Source organism: Brucella sp. IR073, assembly GCF_049065735.1.
In the GTDB taxonomy this organism is placed as follows: Bacteria; Pseudomonadota; Alphaproteobacteria; order Rhizobiales; family Rhizobiaceae; genus Paramesorhizobium.
Genome location: NZ_JBAKHD010000003.1, coordinates 404,876 through 426,871, shown reverse-complemented (window position 1 = coordinate 426,871; position 21,996 = coordinate 404,876). Strand labels below are relative to the sequence as shown.

Here is a 21,996-nt window from a genome sequence, read left to right as displayed (position 1 = left end):
GGTCAAGCCCGAGGATGACGGAGGGGAGGGAGGAATGCCAAGCAAGCAGGCAGGGAAGGCGCTGTCCCGCTGGCGTCCTCCCGAATTGCAAGACATCTATAACCGAGAAATGGGAACCACCCATGGCAACGCTGCAAACGCGGTCCGCCGCCCGTCTGATGATGAGCCCGGCAGTCATCCTGCTCTTTCTGTGGATGATCGTGCCGCTGGCAATGACGGTCTATTTCTCGTTCCTGCGGTACAATCTTCTGATGCCGGGGATGGAGGAATGGGCGGGGACGCTGAATTACAGCTATTTCCTCACCGATCCGGCCTTCGGCACCGCGCTGCTCAACACGCTGCTACTGGTGGGCGGGGTGCTTCTCATCACCATCGTCGGCGGCACGCTGCTGGCGCTGCTGCTTGATCAGCCGTTTTTCGGGCAGGGCATCGTCAGGCTGCTGGTCATCGCGCCGTTTTTCGTGATGCCGACAGTTTCGGCACTGGTGTGGAAGAACATGCTGATGCATCCGGTCTATGGCATCTTCGCCTGGATCGCACGGCTCTTCGGCCTGCAGCCCATCGACTGGCTCAACAATCTGCCGCTGTTCTCGGTGACCATGATCGTCGCCTGGCAATGGCTGCCCTTCGCCACGCTCATTTTGCTCACCGCGCTGCAATCGCTCGACGAGGAGCAGAAGGAAGCCGCCGAGATGGATGGGGCAGGTTCCATCTCGCGTTTCATCTATATCGTGCTGCCGCATCTCTCGCGCGCCATGACCGTGGTGGTGCTGATCGAGACGATCTTCTTGCTCAGCGTCTTCGCCGAAATTCTGGTCACCACCAATGGCGGGCCGGGCAATGAGAGCACCAACATCACCTATCTCGTCTATGCGCAGGCGCTCCTCCAGTTCGATGTGGGCGGCGCGTCGGCGGGCGGCATTGTCGCGGTGGTGCTCGCCAATATCGTCGCCATCTTCCTCATCCGCCTCATCGGCAAGAATCTGGAGGCGTGATTCCCAATGGCCCGCGCGATTTCACCCCGCAGAAAGGCGATCTTCACCGTCATCGGCTGGATCGTCGGCTTTGTCATCTTCTTCCCGATCCTCTGGACGGTGCTGACCAGTTTCAAGTCAGAGGGCGAAGCCATCGCCTCGCCGCCGCATTTCCTGTTCTTCGACTGGACGCTCGAGAGCTATCACGCGGTGCAGAGCCGCTCCGACTATTTCAAGCATGTGATGAATTCGGTGATCGTGTCCTTCGGCTCGACGCTGATCGGCCTTGCCATCGCCATTCCCGCCGCCTGGGCGATGGCGTTTTCGCCGACGAAGCGCACCAAGGACATCCTGATGTGGATGCTTTCCACCAAGATGCTGCCGCCGGTGGGTGTGCTGGTGCCGATCTATCTAGTCTTCCGCGATTGGGGGCTGTTAGACACGCGGCTCGGGCTCGTCATCGTGCTGACCATGATCAACCTGCCGATCATCGTCTGGATGCTCTACACCTATTTCAAGGAAATCCCGGGCGAGATCCTCGAAGCCGCGCGCATGGATGGCGCCTCGCTCATGAAGGAAATCGTCTATGTGCTGACGCCGATGGCCGTGCCGGGCATCGCCTCGACGCTGCTTCTCAACATCATCCTCGCATGGAACGAGGCGTTCTGGACGCTGAATCTGTCTGCCGCCAATGCCGCGCCGCTCACCGCCTTCATCGCCTCCTATTCAAGCCCGGAGGGGCTGTTCTGGGCCAAACTTTCCGCGGCATCGACGCTCGCCATCGTGCCGATCCTCGTGCTCGGCTGGTTCTCACAGCGGCAGCTGGTGCGCGGGCTGACGTTCGGGGCGGTGAAATAAAGCATGATCCCGAAAAGTTGCAGACTTTTCGGACAAGATCATGCTTCTGAAAAAAGGAGGGTTTCATGGGAAGCATAACACTCGAAAAGGTCTCGAAATCCTTCGGAACCACCAAGGTCATTCCGCAGATCGATCTCGACATCGCCGATGGGGAATTCGTGGTCTTTGTCGGGCCTTCGGGCTGCGGAAAATCGACGCTGCTGCGCATCATCGCCGGGCTGGAAGATGTGACCGATGGCACGATCCGCATCGACGGGGCGGACGTGACGCGCGAGGCGCCGGCCAAGCGCGGGCTCTCCATGGTGTTCCAGTCCTATGCGCTTTACCCGCATATGAGCGTCTACGGCAATATCGCCTTTCCGCTGAAAATGGCGGGCGAGGAGAAGTCCACTATCGACACCAAGGTGCGCGCCGCCGCGAAGGTTTTGAACCTCACCGACTATCTCGACCGCAAGCCGCGCCAACTCTCCGGCGGGCAGCGCCAGCGCGTCGCCATCGGCCGGGCCATCGTGCGCCAGCCCCAAGCGTTTCTTTTCGACGAGCCGCTGTCGAATCTCGATGCGGCACTGCGGGTCAATATGCGGCTGGAGATCAGCGAGCTGCATCATCAGCTGAAGACCACGATGATCTATGTCACCCATGACCAGGTGGAAGCCATGACCATGGCGGACAAGATCGTGGTGCTGAATGCGGGGCGCATCGAGCAGGTGGGCTCGCCGCTCGAACTCTACCGCAATCCGAAGAACCTCTTCGTTGCCGGTTTCATCGGCTCGCCGAAGATGAATCTCGTCGGCGGAGCGGCGGCGGCGAAGGAAAATGCCACGACCATCGGCGTGAGGCCCGAGCACATCCAAGTCTCGAAGACGGAAGGGGCATGGCCGGGAAAAGTGACGGTGGTCGAGCATCTGGGCTCCGACACATTCATCCATGTCGATGCGGATGGAATGGGCCTGATGACGGCCCGCGCGCCCGGCGAATTTTCGGTCGGGCATGGCGAGCAGGTGTTTCTCACCCCCGAGGCCAGCAAGCTGCACCGCTTCGGAGAAAATGGCGAGGCGCTGTGAGCGATCCGGGAAACAGCTTCCGTCCGGATTGCATGAAACGCATGCCGGTGTCCCAAGGCCGGCGTAATGACGAACTGAAAAGGCAGACCCAATGTATATGGACAAACTGAAACTCGATGGACGTGTGGCTGTGGTGACCGGAGGCGGGCAGGGCATCGGCGCGGCTTGCGCGCGGGCGCTGGGCGAAGCGGGCGCGACCGTCATCGTCGCGGAACTCAAGCCCGAGCGGGTGGAGGCGAGTGTTGCGGAACTGACGAGATTGGGCCTGAAAGCGCATGGGGTGACCCTCGATGTGACCAAATCCAAGGATGTGGACGCGGTTGCCAGCGAAGTGGTTAAGCAGCATGGCCGCGTCGATATCCTAGTCAACAATGCCGGTGTCGCGGTCAGCGATGTGCGCGCTGAGGATACCACCGACGAGCACTGGCGCTTCCACATGGATGTCAATGTCGACGGGCTGTTCTGGTGCTGCCGCGCTTTCGGTAGGCAAATGCTGGATCAGGGCAAGGGCGCCATCGTCAATATCGGCTCCATGTCCGGCTTCATCGTCAACAAGCCGCAGCCGCAGGCGTTCTACAATGCCTCCAAGGCGGCGGTGCACCATCTGACCAAATCGCTCGCCGCCGAATGGGGCGCACGCGGCGTGCGCGTCAATGCCGTTGCGCCGACCTATATCGAAACCCCGCTTACTTCCTTTGGAATTAATGAAAATCCCGACATGTACAAGGTGTGGCTGGAAATGACTCCTATGGGGCGGGTCGGCCAGCCGGACGAGATCGCCTCGGTGGTGCATTTCCTTGCCTCCGATGCGGCAAGTCTGCTGACAGGGTCTATCGTGCTGGCGGATGGGGGGTATACCTGCTGGTGATGTGAACCTTCCCAACAAAGCGCGCCTAAACAATTCCCAACTCTCCCATCGATGCGCTATGTTCCGGCGGAATCGGTGGGAGGCTGGTGATGGATAAGATTGTTGCGGTCGATGTCGGCACGGGAAGCGCGCGGGCGGGTGTGTTCTCGCGTCACGGCGATCTTTTGGCTCGCGCCGAACACCCGATCCTGATGAACCGGCCGAAGCCGGATTTCGCCGAGCATGATTCCAACGATATCTGGAAGGCGGTGTGCCATGCGGTGCGGGCGGCGCTGGCCAAGGGGGGCGTTGCAGCCGAAGATGTGGCGGGCATCAGCTTCGACGCCACTTGTTCACTGGTGGTGCGTGACCGCGAGGGCGATCAACTCACCGTCTCGCCCTCCGGCGAGAACCGCTGGGACACCATCGTCTGGCTCGACCACCGGGCGCTGGCCGAGGCGGATGAATGTACGGCGACGAGCCATCGCGTGCTCGAATATATCGGCGGCGTCATGTCGCCCGAGATGGAAACGCCGAAGCTGATGTGGCTGAAGCGGAATATGCCCGCGACGTGGGAGCAGGCGGGATATTTCCTTGATCTTGCCGATTATCTCACCTGGCGGGCGTCCGGTTCGCTGGAGCGTTCGCAATGCACGCTCACCTGCAAATGGGCCTATCTAGCGCATGAGGAGCCTGGCTGGCAGACGGACTTCTTCGAGACAGTCGGCATTGCCGACATGCGGGAGAAGGGAGCGCTGCCTGACAAGGCAAGCCCCATCGGCGATAATCTCGGCCCTCTTACCGAAGCTGCCGCGGCGGAGCTGGGGCTGACCACGGCCTGCCGCGTTGGCGTGGGGCTGATCGACGCCCATGCGGGTGCGCTTGGCGTTCTCGGCGGCTATGCGGGAAAACCAGAAGAAATCGACCGGCATCTGGCGCTTATCGCGGGGACATCGAGCTGCGTGATGGCGCTTTCGCAAACGCCGCGCCCGACACCCGGCGTTTGGGGGCCTTATTACGGCGCGGTGCTCGATGGCTGCTGGCTCAACGAAGGCGGGCAATCGGCCACCGGTGCGCTGCTCGACCATATCATCCGCTGGCACGGCGCGGGCGGCGAGCCGAACGCGGCCATGCACCAGCGCATCGTCGAGCGGGTGCAGCAATTGCGCGCCGAGGAGGGCGCGGATTTTGCCCGGCGCCTGCATGTGCTGCCGGATTTCCACGGCAACCGCTCGCCGCTGGCCGATCCGCACGCCGTTGGCGTCATCAGCGGGCTGACGCTGGACGCCTCTTTCGATAACCTCTGCCGTCTTTACTGGCGCACTGCCGTCGGCATTGCGCTGGGCGTGCGACACATATTGGAGGCGCTCAACGCCAGGGGCTACACTATCGACACGCTGCATGTGACCGGCGGCCACATCAAGAACCCGCTATTGATGGAGCTTTATGCCGACGCGACGGGCTGCACGGTGATCGTGCCGCAGGCGGAGGACGCCATGCTGCTCGGCACCGCCATGGTGGCCGCCACCGCCGCCGGGCTTTATCCGGATCTGGCAGCCGCCTGCACGGGAATGCAGAAGGGCGGGCTGGAATGCAAGCCCTCGCCGGAAACGCGCACGGCGCTCGACCGCGATTACCGCATTTTCCTCACGATGCATGAACAGCGCGCGGCGCTGGACCGGATCAAGTAATTCCTTTGCAAGTGCGCCATAAAATGGCCTCTCCTTTAGAGCAGCCTGATAATTTATTGGTGATTTAAAGGTTATGTCATGCGCTCTTCTTGCCGTGAATTCACGGCGGCGATCGCATTAATTGCGAGTACGCCAGCCTTCTCCAGCGAATCCGCAAACATGGTCGCGACGCGTGTGGGGACGATCAATGCGATATGCACCACCTTGCGCGAGAATTTCTTCGACCCCGGTATGACGGGTGTCGATTGGTCAGCGGCTTGCGACGAAAGCCGCCGTCAGGCGCAAGCGGCCAAAAGCGATGAGCAATTCTGGAAGATTGCTGCGAATTTACCGGCGCAACTGAAGATATCCCATACCGCCTATTATGGACCAACCGATCCGAGCCTCGCTATCGTCTATTCGGTTTACGGCTCGCTGGATCGTTTCAAGACGGTTCTTGCGGAGCATCTCGGGCCGCCGCAATTGCGTGGAGCGGGTATTTTCGCCAAGTTGATCGATGGGCGTCTTTTCATCGAAAATATCCTTGATGGCAGTCCGGCGGAAAAGGCTGGCCTGAAAGAAGGCGACGAGTTGGTGCAGCCCGGCCTTGCGGTTTTCGCCGCACGCTGGCCGGATCGAAAAACGATGACGGACCCAGAAACGACGACCGTGCAATTCCGGCGGACGCAGGATGGCCCCATTCAAAGCCGGACAATGAAACTTATCAGCGACGATGCCTTGCGGGTGCTGAGCCATGCAACGGAAAACAGTGTGCGGTTGATTGAGCGTGACGGTGTAAAGATCGGCTATTTGCGCGGCTGGGCCATGTTGACACGTGACGGAACCGGCGGTCCCGCAACGGCATTGCGGGCGGCATTGAGCGGGCCCTTCGCCAGTGCCGATGCAGTTATTCTCGATGCGCGTGGACGGATCGGCGGTGGGGGGATGGATATCTTACAAACATATTTTGGACCTCGAATTGCTGTGAGCTTCAAGGGACGGCAAAAGGAGGGGTGGACTGATTATCCAGTCATGCCTTACGGCAAACCGTTGGTGATCATTATCGATGGCCACACGCGCAGTGCCGCCGAGATCATGGCTTATGCCGCCAAAAAGCAAAAGCTGGCGCTGCTCGTGGGCAGTCGGACGGCAGGTGCCGTAGCCGCCGGCTCGCTCTTCCCGCTTCCAGATGGCGGCGGTTTATATGTCGCTGTAGCGGGTATTCGTGTGGACGGCGAGGCTTTGGAGGGAAAGGGTGTCGAGCCGGATATCGTGGTTGAACGTCCGCTACCTTACGCCGGTGGCTCAGATCCGCAATTGGAGCGGGCCGTTTACGAGGCAGTGAAACAGGTGAAATGATGGGGGCGGTACAAGCCTGTTTCGTCAGCAATGAGCGAGAGCGCTCAACTGACATGGGATAACGAGCCCTTGCCATTTCTCCGCATAAGCGGTGAACGTTTTGAGCATCGTCAGATCATTGGGCTCGGGCGCACTCGCGCCAGGCCGCATCCCTGCGAGCATGGCAGCGCCGAGGCTGGTGCCGGTGGAGCCGGGGAGTGCCAGCACTTCGCGCCCGGTCAAATGGGCGAGGGCGGCGGTGTAGATTTTGTTTTTTGCAAAGGGGCCTTCGATGATAACAGGGCCATCGGCACTGACGAGGCCGAGGCTCACATCGGTCATCAGCGCGGCATAGAGCGAGGCGGCGGCGTAGCGCGCGGCTGGGGTGAGGTTTTCGGCGTTGAGCCATTCCATTTCGCGCGTCGGGAATGGGCCGGAGCCTTGCACGACGCTGGGGAGCACCATGGTGTGGTGCGAGTGCACTTCCGGCAATGCGGCGATGGCCTCATCGAGGGTGGAAGGGCTGCCCTTCATCAGCAGTTCGAACTCCCTTCCGCCCATAAAGCGGGCGGAGGGGACGGGGCGACCATAGGCATCGACATTGACGAGCGTGTCGCGCTGCGGGTCGAGATCGCCCGCATGGCAGCCGACGCCGAAGATGACCACCCAAGTGCCGGTCGAAACGACGGCGAAGGGTGGCTCCCGCCGGATCAGATGCGGCAGCAGCGAGGCGTTGGAATCATGGATGCCGCAATGGACGGGGACGGGATGGCTCAGCCCGATTTCGCGGGCGATTTCGGGCAAGAGGGGGCCGAGCGCGTCGAAGGCGGAGCGGACCGGGGCGAGAAGCGGCCGGATTTCCAGCTCATCGACCAGAGAAGAGAAGGTTGCGTTTGGCGGATTCCAGAGGTCGGTATGGCAGCCGAGGGATGTGGCTTCGCAGGCAGCAATGCCGGTCAGCCGCCACGCCCAGTATTGGGGGTAGGTGAGGATGGTCCGCACCTTCGCGAAAAGATCGGGGAATGCGGTCTTCTGGTAATGAAGCTGCGCGCCGAGATTGAGCCCGCCGGAAAGAAGCGGTGACGAGGTTTCACTGAAATCCGGGCGGAGCGCCGCGTAGCTTTCGCGGATGTGGTCGGGGTAGGTGTGCTCGTAGTCGAGCACCGGCATGGCGAGGTTCTCTTCGCCAAGGAGCGCAGCGGATGCGCCGTGGGTGGTGATCGAGACCGCGTCGAAGCCAGGCGTTTGGGCGAAGGCGGTGAGGGATTCGAGGAAGAATGCCCACAGCGCTTCGATGTCGTAATGCGGATAGGGCGGGCCTGACAGCACACGGTTGGGCGTGGTACGGGCGGCTATTTCCGTGGCCGTCGCAGTATCAACGATGACGGCCTTGGCATTGGTCTTGCCGATATCGAGGACGGCGATGTTCATGGCAGGTGAAACAGCGTCACGAGATCGGACTGAGCCGGTGAATTGTCCGGATTCGTCACCATGATGTCCGCCATGTGCGCCCACCATTTCTTCATCACAGGGTGGTTTGGAAGATCGGCCATGTGATGATCCGCCGGGCGCGTCAGCACGCCGAAAAGCGTATTGGTCTCAGGGTCGAGATGGATGGAGTAATCGGAGATACCGGCCTCGTGCAGGAGGTTCACCAACTCGGGCCATATCTCATCGTGGCGGCGCTTATATTCCGCTTCCATGCCAGGATTGAGCCGCATCTTGAAGGCGTATTTTTCGCTCATGTGGTTTTCTTACCCTTGAGGCGCTGGAAGAGGATCGGCAGCGAGATCGTGACGATCAGAAGCAGGCCGATGAAGATCGACATGACGATGCCCGGCACGTTCAGCAGCCCCAGCCCGAAGGTGACGAGCCCCATGACGAAGGCGGCGATGACCACCCCGCCGATGGTGCCCGAGCCGCCGAGGATCGAGACGCCGCCCAGCACCACCATGGTGACGACTTCAAGCTCCCAGCCTTGCGCGATGGAGGGGCGGGTGGAGCCGAGGCGCGAGGTCAGGCATACGGCGGCGATGCCGCTCATCAGGCCGGTCAGGAGGAACAGAATGAACTTGATCCGCTCCACCGGAATGCCGGAGAAGCGCGCGGCAAAGGCATTGTTGCCGATGGCGTAGACGCGGCGGCCGAAGCTGGTGGCGTGGAGGAGGACGGCGAAGAAGATGGCGCAAAGGGCGAAGAGCATGAATTCGAAGGAAATGACCCAGAAGACATAGCCCTGCCCGAAATAAGCGAAGCTTTCCGGATAGTTGCCATAGGCCTGATCGCCCAGCACGATATAGGAGATGCCGCGGAAGAGGCTCATCGTGCCTATTGTGACGACGATGGAAGGCAGCCCGAGCCCCGCCACCAGAAAGCCGTTGAAGGCGCCGCAGAGGAGACCGACGCCGATACCGATGGCAACCAGCCCCGGTGTGCCGATGCCGATCTGCGCTGCCGCGCCCATCGCCGTGGAGGCGAGCGCGATGATGGCGGCGACCGATAGGTCGATCTCGCCCGAGATGATCAAGAGCGCCATGGCGAAGGCGATGAGCGCCTTTTCGGTGAAATTGAAGGTGGCGTCCGAGAGGTTCCAGGCGTTGAGGAAGTAAGGCGAGGCGAAGGAATTGGCGATGAAAATCGCGATTGCCACGCCGAGGAGCAGCACCTCCCAACTGGAGAGCAGGCGGGTGAGGGAGGTGCCGAGCCTATCTGGGATATGACGTTTTTCCGGGAGGGTGCTCATGCGTTGGCTTCCTCGAAGGTCTTGGCTGCCTTGTCGCGCAGGATGATGCGGCCACCGCGTTTCTCCGCCCGCGCGTTGAAGATGACGGCGAGGATGATGACCGCGCCCGAGATCGCCATCTGCCAGAAGGGCGAAATATCGATGACGGGGAGGGCATTCTTGATGACGCCGAGAAACAGCGCGCCGAGCACGGTGCCCGCGACCGTGCCGATGCCGCCAAGGGTCGAGATGCCGCCGATGACGCAGGCGGCGATGCTGTCGAGCTCGAAGCCGGCAGCGATATCGACATAGGCGACGGCATAGCGCGAGACCCAGAGATAGCCACAAAGCCCGGCGAGCGCGCCTGAGAGCACGAAGGCGAAGAAGCGCGTGCGCCCGACATCGATGCCGGCATAGACAGCGGCGGTGGGGTTGCCGCCCGAGGCATAGAGCGCGCGGCCGAAGAAGCTGCGCGTCATCATTATGTATATAAATATGACGATGGCGACGGCGATCCAGCCGAGGATGGGCAGGCCGAGAAGGACATGGCGCGGGGTGTTGAGGAATTCCGGCGTCATCTGGTGGGCATTGACCCAGCCGCCGCCCGAGAGGACAAAGGCCATGCCGCGATAGATGGTGAGCGTACCCAGCGTTACGACGATGGGCGGAATGCCGAGCTTCCAGACGAGCAGGCCGTTGAGCGAACCGAGAAACGCACCGATGCCCACGGCGATGATGACGAGTGCCGCCAGCGGCAAATCGGGATGAGCGGCGTTGAGCATCGCTACCGCCATACCGGTGAAGGCGAGGTTGGCGGCGACGGAGAGGTCGATGGATTTGGTGAGGATCACCGCCATCTGACCCAGCGCCAGGATGATGAGGATTGAGGTGTCGTTAAAGATGTTGGCGAGATTGCCCGGCGAGGCGAAGCCGGGCGCGCGGGCAGAGAATGCCGCCACGAGGATGGTGATGATGGCAAAAAGCAGGATTTCGCGGTTTTTGAGGATGCGGTTCATGTCAGGCGTTTCCTGTCGCGGCGCGCACCAGGGTTTCCGCATCGGCGGATTGTCTGTCGAAGAGACCCGCCGCCAGACCCTCGCGCATGACGAGGACGCGGTCGGACATACCCAGAATCTCCGGCAGTTCGGATGAAACCATGATGATGCTGAGCCCTTCCGCCGCGAGTTCGCTGATGAAGGCGTGGACGGCGGCCTTGGAGCCGATGTCGATGCCCTTGGTCGGCTCGTCCAGAATGATAACCTTGGGTCTGGTGGCGAGCCATTTGCCGATGACGACTTTCTGCTGGTTTCCGCCGGAGAGCGTACCTACGGGAACGGAGAGGGCGGCGGCGCGCAGGTCGAGCCGTTCCGCATAGCGGCGGGCCAATGCGAATTCTTCTGCCGACTGCAGGAACCCCGCGCGGGAGGTGCGGGCGAGCGAGGGGAGCGAGATGTTCTGGAAGATCGGCATTTGCAGCACGGCGCCGTGGCGTCCGCGCTCTTCCGGGACATAGACGATGCCGTGGTTTATGGCATCGCGCGGCGAGCGGATGGTGATGTGTTTGCCTTCGAGTGTGAGGGTGCCGCTTGACGGGCGCGTCACGCCAAATAGCGACTGGCAGAACTCGGAACGGCCTGCACCGACAAGACCGTAGAGGCCTAGGATTTCGCCGCGCTTCAGTTCGAAGGAAATATCGCGGAATTCGGTCGGGTGCGAATAGTTCTCGACTTTGAGGACGGTTTCGCCCGGCGTCACGTCTATCTTGGGGAAAGCCTGCTCGACCGAGCGCCCGACCATGAGGCGGACGATTTCGTTCTGGCTGGTGTCCTTGAGCGCACCATGGCCGACGGCGCGGCCGTCTCGGAAGACGGCGTAGTTCTGCGCGATCTCGTACACCTCATCGAATTTGTGACTGATGAAAAGAATCGCCTTGTTCTGATTTTTCAGGCGCTCGATGATCTTGAAAAGGTCGTCCACTTCCTTCCGCGACAGGGCGGCGGTGGGCTCGTCCATGATGACGATGTTGCTATCCACCGAAAGCGCGCGGGCGATGGCGACGAGATGGCGCTGCGCGATGGAAAGCTCTTTCAGTCTGGCGCGCACATCGACGGTCGTCTCCAGCGAGTGCAGCAGCGCGAGGGAGCGGGCGTTGAGGGCTTTCCAATCGACAAGGCCGAGGCGCGTTTTCGGCGCGTGGCCGAGATAGATGTTTTCAGCGACCGAGAGTTCATCGAACAGCACGGTTTCCTGATGGATGGCGGTGACGCCATGGTCGGTCGCGGCTTGGGCGGTGGCGAAGGTTACCGGCTTGCCATTGACGAGGATTTCGCCCTCATCCGGCTCGTAGATGCCGGTGAGGATTTTGACGAGCGTCGACTTGCCCGCGCCGTTCTCGCCGATCAGCGCGGTCACCGTGCCGGGGTAGAGCGCGATGTTGACTTGGTCGAGTGCCCGCACGCCGGGGAAGGATTTCGAGATGCCGCGCATTTCGAGAAGGGGTGTTGCCGTATCTCGAAGCGGGGGCTGGACGGCTGGGTTCATACTGGGCCCAAACTTATTGTTTTTACGCTGAACGTTGGTAGCGGTGTGCCTTCTGCCTCGGCGAGGATCGGCTCGCGCCCCTCCTTCCCCCTTGCGGGGAAGGTGCCCGCGTTAGCGGGCGGTGGGGTGGTGACGTGCCTCAACGAGCAACTACACCGCGCTGCCTTTACCACCCCCACCCGACCCTACGGGCCACCCTCCCCGCAAGGGGGAGGGAGGGTGCCAAGCCTATCAATCAAAACACCTTCGAGAACTCGCCGATATTCTTGGCGTCGTAGACGAACGGATCGGCCATCGCGGCTTCACCATTCTCGCCGATCTTGATCTTGCCCATGCGGCCGGCATCGACTTCCGTGCCGGGCTTGCCGTCCGCATCGCCCTTTACAAGGTGATAGGCAATCTGCGTGGCGGAATAGCCGAGATCGATCGGATTCCAGATTGCGAATTCCTTCGTCGCGCCGGACTTGATCGCGCCGGCCATTTCCGAGGGAAGGCCGAGGCCGGTGACATAGACCTGACCGATCTTGCCGGCATCCTTCACCGCCTGCGAGGCGGCGAGCACGCCCACCGTCGTCGGCGCGACGATGACCTTGACGTTCGGCTGCGAGGTCAGGAGCCCCTGCGCCTCGCGGTAGCTCTTGTCGGCCAGATCGTCACCATAGACGGTCGTGACGAGGTTGAGGCCCGGATATTTCGAAAGCTGCTTCTTCATCTCGTCAATCCAGATATTCTGGTTGGTCGAGGTGGTGGTGGCCGAAAGGATGGCGAAATCGCCTTTGCCGCCCCCCAGATGATTGGCGGCGAGCTTCAGGCACATATTGCCGATGAGTTCGTTAGACGACGGGTTCAGGTGCATGATGCGGCCCGCGGGCGCGACGCCCGAATCCCACGAGATGACCTTGATGCCGCGCTGCGCTGCTTTCTTCAAAGCAGGCACTACTGCGTCGGGATCGTTGGCGGAAATGGCGATGGCGTCGACGCCCTGCGCGATCAGCGAGTTGATGACCTCGATCTGACCCTCGGCCGTCGTGGTGGTCGGGCCGGTATAAATCACCTCGACATCGCCCAGTTCCTTTGCCGCTTCCTGCGCGCCCTTGTTGGCCGCCTCGAAGAAGCCGTTGCCCAGCGATTTGACGACGAGCGCGATCTTGACCGGCTCGGCATGGGCTTGTGCGGCGAATACGGATACGGCGAGGCCCAAGCCAAGCGCCAATTTCTTCAATAATTTCATGCGTAGTCCTCCCTTGGTTATTCCCGCCTCCTCGGCCACCTAGTTTAGCCGCATGATCTTGTCCGAAAAGTCTGCAACTTTTCGGGATCATGCTCTATGCAACCGACGAGGAATCCTCCTGTTTTCCGGCGGCGGTTTGCGCCACGATCAGTTCAATGCCCGCATCCTCCACCATGCGCCGCGCGGCCTCCGTTACACCGTCGTCGGTGATGACGGTCGTCACGCGCGTCAGCGGGCAGAGGATCAGGCTCGAGCGGCGATTGAACTTGGTCGAATCCACCATCAGCACCAGTTCGTCCGCCTGATTGATCAGCTTCTGCTCGCTCTGGATAATCAGCGCGTCGGATTCCATCACCCCCAGCGGCCCGATGCCTTGCGACCCCATGAACATGCGGCGCGCATAGAAATTGCGCGTCACGTCATTGTCGAAGGGGGAGAGGATCAGGCTCTGCTCGCGATAGATCGCGCCGCCGGGGACGATGACCGTGCTCTTGGAATGTTTTACCAGATGCTCGGCGATGGCGAAGGAATTGGTCAGCACCTGCAGGCGGCGCGCGGCGAGATAATGCACCATCTGGAAGGTGGTCGTGCCGCCATTGATGATGACGGCATCGCCTTCCTCGCACAGCGCCACGGCCTCGCGCGCGATGGCCCGCTTCTTGTCGATATTCTCGGATTCCGAGACGCGGAATGGACGGCCCGCGAGGCTGGCAAGCTGCGGCGGATGCACCGCTTCCGCGCCGCCGCGCACCCGGCGAAGGCGCCCTTGCACATGCAGGCTGGCGATGTCGCGCCGGATCGTCGCTTCCGATGCCTCGGTCAGCTCGACGATATCCTGAATGGTGACGACCGGCTTTTCCTGAACAGCGCTCAGGATGATGCGGTGGCGTTCGCGCTCGTGCATGGTTCCTCCCTCTGTCTATCTATTCTGCAAATGATCGGTTTTTGTCAATCATCTTCAATCATGAATTTTCATATGTGCGCTGCAGCATGAGTGTTTATGATCGATTTCGATTGACAGTGAATGAGCGCTTACGCATATCTCCTCTCACCAAAATACCACCGGGAGGAGATAGACATGGCGGTTCGGCTTCTGGAAAACCGTTGGGATGACGCAAAGGCGGCGGGGCTGGATGAGCCGGGCAAGCTGCTCTATCGCTCCAATCTGCTGGGGGCTGACAAGCGCATCACCAATTATGGCGGCGGCAACACCTCGGCCAAGGTGACGGAAACCGATCCGCTGACCGGTCAGCCGGTTCAGGTGCTCTGGGTCAAGGGCTCGGGGGGCGATGTCGGCACAATCAAGCTCGACGGGTTCGCGACGCTCTATCAGGAAAAGCTCGATGCGCTGAAGGGTATCTACAAGGGTGTCGAGGATGAGGACCGCATGGTCGGCTTCTTGCCGCACTGCACGTTCAACCTGAACCCGCGCGCGGCCTCCATCGATACGCCGCTGCATGGTTTTGTGCCGTACAAGCATGTGGATCACATGCATCCGGACGCGATCATTGCTATCGCGGCTTCGAAGAATTCGAAGGAATTGACTAAGGAAATCTTCGGCGACGAGATCGGCTGGCTGCCGTGGCGACGGCCGGGTTTTCAGTTGGGGCTCGATCTGGAAGCCTTCGTCAAGGCGAACCCGCAGGCCAAGGGTGTGGTGCTGGAAAGCCACGGGCTCTTCACCTGGGCAGACGACGCCAAGGCCTGCTATGAACTCACGCTCGATGTGATCAACAGGGCAATCCGCTGGCTGGCGGAAAAGACCGAAGGCAAGGCGGCGTTCGGCGGGGCGGTTGCCCAAAGCCTCGAACCGGCTGAGCGCCGCGCCATCGCCGCCCGCCTGATGCCCGTCATCCGTGGGCTCATCGGCAAGGCGGAACGCAAGCTCGGCCATTTTGACGATCAGGACGCCGTGCTCGAATTCGTCAGTTCCAGGGATTTGCGTCCGCTGGCCGCGCTAGGCACCAGCTGCCCGGACCATTTCCTGCGCACCAAGATCCGCCCGCTGGTCATCGATTTCGATCCGGCGAAGCCCGATGTCGATGCCGTGCTGGCGGGGCTGGAAAAGGCGCTGGAAGATTACCGCGCCGACTACACGCGCTATTACGAGACATGCAAGCACGACAATTCGCCGGCCATGCGCGATCCCAACCCGGTGATCTTTCTCGTGCCCGGCGTCGGCATGCTGTCGTTTGCGCGTGACAAGGCGACGGCGCGGATTGCGGGTGAGTTCTATGTCAACGCCATCAATGTGATGCGAGGCGCGTCGTCCGTTTCCGAATATCAGGGCCTGCCGGAGCAGGAGGCTTTCGACATCGAATACTGGCTGCTGGAGGAAGCGAAGCTGCAGCGTATGCCGAAGCCGAAGAGCCTTGCGGGCCGTGTGGCGCTGGTCACCGGCGGTGCGGGCGGTATCGGTCGCGCCACGGCAGAGCGGCTGGCGGGCGAGGGGGCGTGCATTGTGCTTGCCGATATCGACGCGGAGTCGCTCAAAACCACGCATGAGGATTTGGCCAAGCGCTTCGGCGGCGATGTGATCCGCAGCGTGGTGCTGAATGTCACAGACGAGGCAGGCGTCATCGCCGCCTTCGCGGAGGCGGCGGTGGAATTCGGCGGGCTCGATATTCTCGTGTCCAATGCGGGTATCGCCTCTTCCGCGCCGGTGGAAGCGACGGAGCTTTCGATGTGGAACCGCAATATCGACATTCTCGCGACTGGATATTTCCTCGTCTCGCGCGAGGCGTTCCGCCTGTTCCGCCGCCAGAAGCTCGGCGGCAATGTGGTGTTCGTCGCCTCCAAGAACGGGCTCGCCGCCTCGCCCGGCGCGTCGGCCTATTGCACGGCCAAGGCGGCGGAGATTCATCTCGCGCGCTGCCTGGCGCTGGAAGGGGCGGATGCGGGCATCCGGGTCAACACGGTCAACCCGGATGCGGTACTGCGCGGCTCGAAGATCTGGAACGGCGAATGGCGCGAGCAGCGCGCAGCCTCGTCGAAGATCGAGGTGAGCGATCTGGAGGAGCATTACCGTAATCGCTCGCTGCTGAAGCTGAATGTGTTTCCGGAGGATATCGCCGAGGCGATCTATTTTCTCGCGTCGGATGCTTCGGCTAAGTCGACGGGGAATATCATCAATGTCGATGCGGGGAATGCGCAGAGTTTTACGCGGTAAGGGGCCATCTGGAGGGAGGAACCGATGTCAGAACAGAGAATTTCCGGCGATCTTATCGCCGCTGAAAACGCCGCGCGTGAAAATGCGCTGAAGAGCGATTACGCAGCGCTGGGCGAACATCTAGCCCGTCGCGGCATCGATATCGAAGCCATCACAGCAAAGGTGGCAGAATTCTTCGTCGCGGTCCCCTCCTGGGGCGTCGGGACGGGCGGAACGCGCTTCGCCCGCTTCCCCGGTATCGGCGAGCCGCGCAATATTTTCGACAAGCTGGACGATTGCGCCGTCATCCATGAGTTGACGCGGGCGACGCCCACCGTCTCGCTGCATATCCCGTGGGATAAGGCTGATCCGAAGGAGCTGAAGGCCAAAGCGGATGCGCTGGGGCTGCGCTTCGACGCGATGAATTCCAACACTTTTTCCGATGCGCCGGACCAGACGCATTCCTATAAATATGGCTCGCTCAGCCATGTGGACTTTGCCGTCCGGGCGCAGGCGATCGAGCATAATATCGAGTGCATCGAAATTGGCGAGGCCATCGGCTCCAGGGCGCTGACGGTGTGGATCGGCGATGGCTCGAATTTTCCGGGGCAATCCAATTTTACCAGAAGCTTCGAACGATATCTCGATTCGATGGGCCAGATTTACAAACAACTGCCCGACGATTGGCGCATCTTCTCCGAGCATAAGATGTACGAGCCGGCCTTCTATTCGACGGTCGTGCAGGATTGGGGGACGAACTATCTCATCGCCTCGACGCTGGGCGAAAAGGCGTTCTGCCTGGTCGATCTCGGCCATCACGCGCCCAACACCAATATCGAGATGATCGTTGCGCGCCTCATCCAGTTCGGCAAGCTCGGCGGTTTCCACTTCAACGACTCCAAATATGGCGACGATGATCTCGATGCCGGCGCCATCGAGCCCTACCGGCTGTTCCTCGTCTTCAACGAACTGGTCGATGCGGAACATCGCGGCGTGAAGGATTTTCACCCTGCGCATATGATCGACCAGTCGCACAATGTCACCGATCCAATCGAGAGCCTCATCTCCAGCGCCAACGAAATCCGTCGCGCCTATGCGCAGGCGCTATTGGTGGATCGTGAGGCTTTGGGGAGCTATCAGGACGAGAATGATGCGCTGATGGCGTCCGAGACGCTGAAGCGGGCCTATCGCACCGATGTAGAGCCAATCCTCGCCGAAGCGCGGCGTCGCGCGGGTGGGGCGATTGATCCGGTCACTGCTTATCGGGCGAGCGGGTATCGGCAGAAGGTCGGCAAGGAGCGCCCGGCGGTGAAGGGCGGCAGCGGGGGGATCGTTTGATCCCTCCATTATCCTAAAGAAGGAACGGGGAGGCTTACTCCCCGATTTCCTCGCGCAGCATTTCCAGTTCTAGCCATTCTTCTTCCATGGCGGATTGCGCTTCGCGCTTCTTTTCCAGCTCCGCAGCGGTCTTGGCGAAAAGATCGGGGTTCTTGGCATAAAGCTGCGGGTCGGCAAGCTTCTTTTCCAGTTCCGCGATCTCCGCACCAATCGCTTCCAGCTTGGCCGGCAGCGTTTCCAGCGCGAATTTCTGCTTGTAGGAGAGCTTGCGCTTGTCCTCGCGCTTCGGCGCGGGGGACGCGGCGTCGGGTGAAGTTCCGCGCGGTTGAGCCGCCTTCACCTCCCGCTTCGCCAGCGCCATTTCGCGCCGTTGCGCCATCATATCGGCATAGCCGCCGGCATATTCGAGCCAGCGCCCGTCGCCTTCCGGTGCGATCACCGAAGTGACCGTGCGGTCGAGGAAATCGCGGTCGTGGCTGACCAGAATCACTGTCCCGGCAAAGCCCGTCACCAGTTCCTGCAGGAGATCGAGCGTCTCCATGTCGAGATCATTGGTCGGCTCGTCGAGGATCAGCAGGTTGGCCGGGCGCGCTAGCACGCGGGCGAGCATCAGCCGTGCCCGCTCGCCACCCGACAATTCGCGAATCGGCGTGCGCGCCTGTTCCGGCTGGAACAGGAAGTCCTTCATGTAGGAGACAACGTGGCGCTGCTCGCCATTCACGACGACATTTTCGCCGCGTCCGTCGGTCAGATAATGCGCCAGCGTCTCATTGAGGTCGAGGCTGTCGCGCTTCTGGTCGAGCACCGCCATTTCGAGATTGACGCCGAGGCGGATGCTTCCTTCGTCCGGCTGGAGCTGCCCGGTCAGCATGGAGAGCAGCGTCGTCTTGCCCGCGCCATTGGGGCCGACAAGGCCGACCCGGTCGCCGCGCATGATGCGGGTGGAGAAACCCTTCACCAACGCGCGGTCGTCATAGGTTTTGCTCAAACCCTTCGCCTCGATGATGAGCTTGCCGGATTCCTTGCTGTCGCTCGCCTGCAAAACGGCTGATCCTTGCGCCCGGCGATGGGTGCGGAATTCGTGCCGCATCGCCTGCAATTCGCCGAGCCGGCGCATGTTGCGCTTGCGCCGCGCAGTCACGCCATAGCGCAGCCAGTGCTCCTCGCGCTGGATCTGGCGGCCGAGCTTGTGGAGGTCGCGCTCTTCCTCCTCCAATATCTTGTCGCGCCATTCTTCGAAATGGCCGAAGCCCTGCTCGATCCGCCGCGTCACGCCCCGGTCGAGCCAGATCGTCGAGCGGCTGACATTTTCCAGAAAGCGGCGGTCATGCGAGATGATGACGAGGCTGGAGCGGATCTGGCGCAGTTCGTCTTCCAGCCATTCGATGGTGGTCAAGTCGAGATGGTTGGTCGGTTCGTCGAGAAGCAGGATGTCGGGTTGCGGCGCGATCACCCGCGCCAGCGCCGCGCGCCTCGCTTCTCCGCCCGAGAGATGGCCCGGCTTCTCATTGCCGGTCAGGCCCAGATGCTCGAGGAGATAAGTGACGCGGTAGGGATCGTCGGTCGGTCCAAGCCCCGCTTCCACATAGGCTTGCACATTGGCGAAGCCCTCCATGTCGGGCGCCTGCGGCAGAAAGCGGATGGTCGCACCGGGATGGCGGAACAATTCGCCTGATGTCGGCTCAACAAGCCCCGCGGCGATCTTCAGCAGGGTCGATTTGCCCGAGCCATTGCGCCCGACAAGCGCGATGCGCTCGCCTTCGCTCACTGAAAGCGCGGCGTCCTCCAGAAGCGGCGTGCCGCCGAAGGTCAGCTTGATCTGGTCGAGACGAAGAAGCGGAGGGGCCATGGTTTTCTGCGGATGCTGTTAGATATCGCGCAGCTTGTCCGCGAGAATGGCGCTGGTGTCAATGAAAGCGGCCCGAAAAACAAACAGGCCGGGTTGCCCCGGCCTGTCCGAAATCCATACTGGCAGTTTTACTGCTGGCAGGGCTGTTCGTAGACGCGGCCATACGGGTCGCGATAGCGGCAGTAGCCCTGGCGGGACTGAGAAGCGCCGATCAGCGTACCGGCGAGGCCGCCGATCGCGGCACCGGCGAGAGCACCGCGGGTGTTGCCGCCGATGGCGCCACCGGCGAGCGCGCCGAGAGCCGCGCCACCCACGCCGTATCCGGCAGTGCGCTGATCTGCAGTGGTGCAGGCAGCGGTCGAAAGGGCAAGCAGTACACTGACTGCGATCATTGACAGTTTTTTCATGGAGATATCTCCCGTTCAAGAATCAAATGCGGCCAACGTTGCGTCCCCAATGCGGCGAAACAAAGTGGCATCATCTCGTTGAATTGACAATAGGCCGTCTCGCTAGACCAGCTTCTCCTCCAGAGTGGCGATCAGGACACCGCATCCGGAACGCAGTTGAAGCCCTAGAGTTCCGCGCACAATATTCGAAACCGTCAGTGATGAGCCGAAGGGAACCTTCACTTTATTTAACGGCCACTCGGCACTCGTGATCGTCAGGCCTTCCAGCTCGGTAAAGCCGATGAGACTGAAGAGCGTACCGTCGGGCAGATCGGGCGCATGAGTGCCGGGGAGAATCGGCCAGGCTTCCTCCGTGCCGCTGGAGAGGAAGATGTTGCGGCCCTGCGCCGCCAGTCCCGCAGCCATGGTGAGGTGGAGCATGGTGTGGTCGGTGCGCTCGCCCCCGAACGCGCCCGCGAGGATGATGCTCGTGGCGCCGAGCGCGAAGGCCTGCTCCAGCGCCAGCTCGCCATCGGTCATGTCCTTGGCGGCGGGAAAGGTGCGGCGCGGCACCTGCTTGTAGCGCCGGGCAAGGGCCTGGGACGTCGAATCGAAATCGCCCAGCCAGAGCTCCGGCTCGACGCCAAGAGCGCCTGCGTGGCGGATGCCGCTATCGGCTGCCAGAATCCGCGCGCCTTCGATCTGGCGCTTCAGCCGGTCCGTGACGGTGAGGTGGCCGCCAAGAAGAATGAGGAATTTGCTCATGAAGCGGCTCATATCATGTGGCTGAACCGGCAGGAAAGCCCCTGATCGCTTGCGGTCGTAACTTGCCTCAATTATTGTTGATTCCGCTCTAACGGGGTGCCGGGGAACCGGCTGAGAGACCTTTTTAAAGGTCAACCCGCGGAACCTGATCCGGTTAAAACCGGCGGAGGGATTAGACGCTGCCTTTCCACGGCGCTCGATCCTAGCCACGAAGAGAAGGAAAGGCCGATGAAGACTCTGCACGCTCTCGCCCTCACCGCCGCCCTGATGCTCGGCCTCGCTGTGCCGGCTGCGGCGAAGGACACGCTCATCATCTATACCTATGACAGCTTCGTCGCCGATTGGGGTCCGGGGCCGAAGGTGAAGGCGAATTTTGAGAAAGAGTGCGACTGCACGGTCGAATGGGTGTCCGCCGCCGATGGCGTGGCACTGCTCAACCGCCTGAAGCTTGAAGGCGCGGATTCGAAGGCGGACATCGTGCTGGGCCTCGACAACAATCTGACGACCGAGGCGCGACAGAGCGGCCTTTTCGCGCCGCATGGCATCGATACCTCCGATATCCATGTGCCTGATGGATACAAGGACGATATGTTCGTGCCCTATGATTATGGCTATTTCGCCGTGGTCTATGACAGCAAGTCCCTGCCCAACCCGCCGAAAAGCATGAAGGAACTGGTCGAGGGCGATCCCAAACAGAAGATCGTGATCGAGGACCCGCGTACCTCCACGCCCGGGCTCGGCCTGCTCCTCTGGGTCAAGGCTATCTATGGCGACAAAGCCGCAGATGCGTGGGCGAAGCTCCGGGGGCGCGTGCTGACGGTTACGCCCGGCTGGTCGGAGGCCTATGGCCTGTTCACCAAGGGCGAAGCGCCGATGGTGCTCTCCTACACGACCTCACCCGCCTATCATATCATCGTTGACAAGGAGCAGCGCTACAAGGCCGCCTCCTTCTCCGAAGGGCACTATCTCCAGGTTGAGCTTGCCGCGCAGACGAAGAAAGGCGCGGAGAACCCGCTTGCGGCGAAGTTCCTGGCTTTCATGACGGGGCCGGGTTTCCAGGATGTGATCCCTGAAACCAACTGGATGTTCCCTGCCGGGAAAATGTCTAAGCCGCTCGATCCGGTGTTCGATACGCTGGTGAAGCCCGTGAAAACGCTGGAACTGCCATCGGACGAGGTGGCGAAGAACCGCAAGGCGTGGATCGAGGAATGGCTCGCGGCGATGAGTCGCTGATGATGGCAATGGTTTCGCTGTCGGATACCGGC

The 21,996-nt window shown here is 61.4% G+C and carries 19 protein-coding genes and 1 riboswitch; of the genes, 9 read left to right on the top strand and 10 right to left on the bottom strand.

The features are described 5' to 3' along the window. Positions 1-122 precede the first annotated feature (122 nt). From ACOWVG_RS08770 to ACOWVG_RS08745, 6 genes are all read left to right on the top strand, one after another. Positions 123-995 carry a carbohydrate ABC transporter permease gene (locus ACOWVG_RS08770; RefSeq protein WP_420961490.1) on the top strand — a complete coding sequence of 291 codons (873 nt, stop codon included), beginning with the start codon at positions 123-125 and terminating at the stop codon, positions 993-995. A gap of 6 nt (positions 996-1,001) precedes the next feature. Then, entirely contained in the window at positions 1,002-1,832 is an 831-nt protein-coding gene (locus ACOWVG_RS08765) for a carbohydrate ABC transporter permease (RefSeq protein WP_420961489.1), read from the top strand. A 65-nt stretch (positions 1,833-1,897) separates the two neighbouring features. Then, positions 1,898-2,896 (top strand): ABC transporter ATP-binding protein, encoded by a 999-nt coding sequence (locus tag ACOWVG_RS08760; protein ID WP_420961488.1) that lies wholly within the window; start codon positions 1,898-1,900, stop codon positions 2,894-2,896. A 91-nt stretch (positions 2,897-2,987) separates the two neighbouring features. After that, the gene (locus tag ACOWVG_RS08755; RefSeq protein WP_420961487.1) at positions 2,988-3,764 is read left to right on the top strand and encodes an SDR family NAD(P)-dependent oxidoreductase; all 777 of its coding nucleotides are present in this window, start codon (positions 2,988-2,990) and stop codon (positions 3,762-3,764) included. Between the two features lie 89 nt (positions 3,765-3,853). Next, on the top strand, positions 3,854-5,434 hold the full coding sequence (locus tag ACOWVG_RS08750) for an FGGY-family carbohydrate kinase (protein ID WP_420961485.1): 1,581 nt from the start codon (positions 3,854-3,856) through the stop codon (positions 5,432-5,434). Between the two features lie 159 nt (positions 5,435-5,593). Further along, positions 5,594-6,772 carry a S41 family peptidase gene (locus tag ACOWVG_RS08745; RefSeq protein WP_420961484.1) on the top strand — a complete coding sequence of 393 codons (1,179 nt, stop codon included), beginning with the start codon at positions 5,594-5,596 and terminating at the stop codon, positions 6,770-6,772. A 24-nt stretch (positions 6,773-6,796) separates the two neighbouring features. On the opposite strand, the gene ACOWVG_RS08740 is transcribed toward ACOWVG_RS08745, so the two are convergent. From ACOWVG_RS08740 to ACOWVG_RS08710, 7 genes are all read right to left on the bottom strand, one after another. After that, positions 6,797-8,182, bottom strand: a complete 1,386-nt coding sequence (locus ACOWVG_RS08740; RefSeq protein ID WP_420961483.1) for an FGGY-family carbohydrate kinase — start codon at positions 8,180-8,182, stop codon at positions 6,797-6,799. Continuing rightward, positions 8,179-8,496 carry an L-rhamnose mutarotase gene (gene rhaM / locus ACOWVG_RS08735; RefSeq protein WP_420961481.1) on the bottom strand — a complete coding sequence of 106 codons (318 nt, stop codon included), beginning with the start codon at positions 8,494-8,496 and terminating at the stop codon, positions 8,179-8,181. The genes ACOWVG_RS08740 and rhaM overlap by 4 nt, the downstream gene beginning before the upstream one ends. Then, complete coding sequence (locus tag ACOWVG_RS08730; RefSeq protein WP_420961480.1) at positions 8,493-9,494, bottom strand: ABC transporter permease; 1,002 nt, start codon at positions 9,492-9,494, stop codon at positions 8,493-8,495. Before ACOWVG_RS08730 ends, rhaM begins: the two co-directional genes overlap by 4 nt. Next, complete coding sequence (locus ACOWVG_RS08725; RefSeq protein WP_420961478.1) at positions 9,491-10,489, bottom strand: ABC transporter permease; 999 nt, start codon at positions 10,487-10,489, stop codon at positions 9,491-9,493. The genes ACOWVG_RS08730 and ACOWVG_RS08725 overlap by 4 nt, the downstream gene beginning before the upstream one ends. A 1-nt stretch (position 10,490) precedes the next feature. Then, on the bottom strand, positions 10,491-12,014 hold the full coding sequence (locus ACOWVG_RS08720) for a sugar ABC transporter ATP-binding protein (protein ID WP_420961476.1): 1,524 nt from the start codon (positions 12,012-12,014) through the stop codon (positions 10,491-10,493). 235 nt (positions 12,015-12,249) lie between these two features. After that, on the bottom strand, positions 12,250-13,245 hold the full coding sequence (gene rhaS / locus ACOWVG_RS08715) for a rhamnose ABC transporter substrate-binding protein (RefSeq protein WP_420961474.1): 996 nt from the start codon (positions 13,243-13,245) through the stop codon (positions 12,250-12,252). A 94-nt stretch (positions 13,246-13,339) separates the two neighbouring features. Then, positions 13,340-14,149 carry a DeoR/GlpR family DNA-binding transcription regulator gene (locus ACOWVG_RS08710; RefSeq protein WP_420961473.1) on the bottom strand — a complete coding sequence of 270 codons (810 nt, stop codon included), beginning with the start codon at positions 14,147-14,149 and terminating at the stop codon, positions 13,340-13,342. 174 nt (positions 14,150-14,323) lie between these two features. Between ACOWVG_RS08710 and ACOWVG_RS08705 the strand changes: the two genes are divergently transcribed. Both ACOWVG_RS08705 and rhaI read left to right on the top strand, forming a co-directional pair. Next, positions 14,324-16,414 (top strand): bifunctional rhamnulose-1-phosphate aldolase/short-chain dehydrogenase, encoded by a 2,091-nt coding sequence (locus ACOWVG_RS08705; protein ID WP_420961472.1) that lies wholly within the window; start codon positions 14,324-14,326, stop codon positions 16,412-16,414. A gap of 24 nt (positions 16,415-16,438) precedes the next feature. Then, complete coding sequence (gene rhaI / locus ACOWVG_RS08700) at positions 16,439-17,731, top strand: L-rhamnose catabolism isomerase (RefSeq protein ID WP_420961471.1); 1,293 nt, start codon at positions 16,439-16,441, stop codon at positions 17,729-17,731. Between the two features lie 34 nt (positions 17,732-17,765). On the opposite strand, the gene ACOWVG_RS08695 is transcribed toward rhaI, so the two are convergent. The 3 genes from ACOWVG_RS08695 to ACOWVG_RS08685 form a co-directional block, all read right to left on the bottom strand. Beyond that, positions 17,766-19,580, bottom strand: coding sequence for an ABC-F family ATP-binding cassette domain-containing protein (locus ACOWVG_RS08695; protein WP_420961469.1), 1,815 nt, complete (start codon positions 19,578-19,580; stop codon positions 17,766-17,768). Positions 19,581-19,708: 128 nt separating this feature from the next. Then, complete coding sequence (locus ACOWVG_RS08690) at positions 19,709-19,987, bottom strand: glycine zipper domain-containing protein (protein ID WP_420961467.1); 279 nt, start codon at positions 19,985-19,987, stop codon at positions 19,709-19,711. A 102-nt stretch (positions 19,988-20,089) separates the two neighbouring features. Further along, on the bottom strand, positions 20,090-20,731 hold the full coding sequence (locus tag ACOWVG_RS08685) for a thiamine diphosphokinase (protein ID WP_420961465.1): 642 nt from the start codon (positions 20,729-20,731) through the stop codon (positions 20,090-20,092). Between the two features lie 82 nt (positions 20,732-20,813). Then, positions 20,814-20,920: riboswitch (TPP riboswitch) on the top strand. Between the two features lie 39 nt (positions 20,921-20,959). Between ACOWVG_RS08685 and thiB the strand changes: the two genes are divergently transcribed. Next, positions 20,960-21,964 carry a thiamine ABC transporter substrate binding subunit gene (gene thiB, locus ACOWVG_RS08680; RefSeq protein ID WP_420961464.1) on the top strand — a complete coding sequence of 335 codons (1,005 nt, stop codon included), beginning with the start codon at positions 20,960-20,962 and terminating at the stop codon, positions 21,962-21,964. The last annotated feature ends 32 nt before the right edge of the window (positions 21,965-21,996 follow it).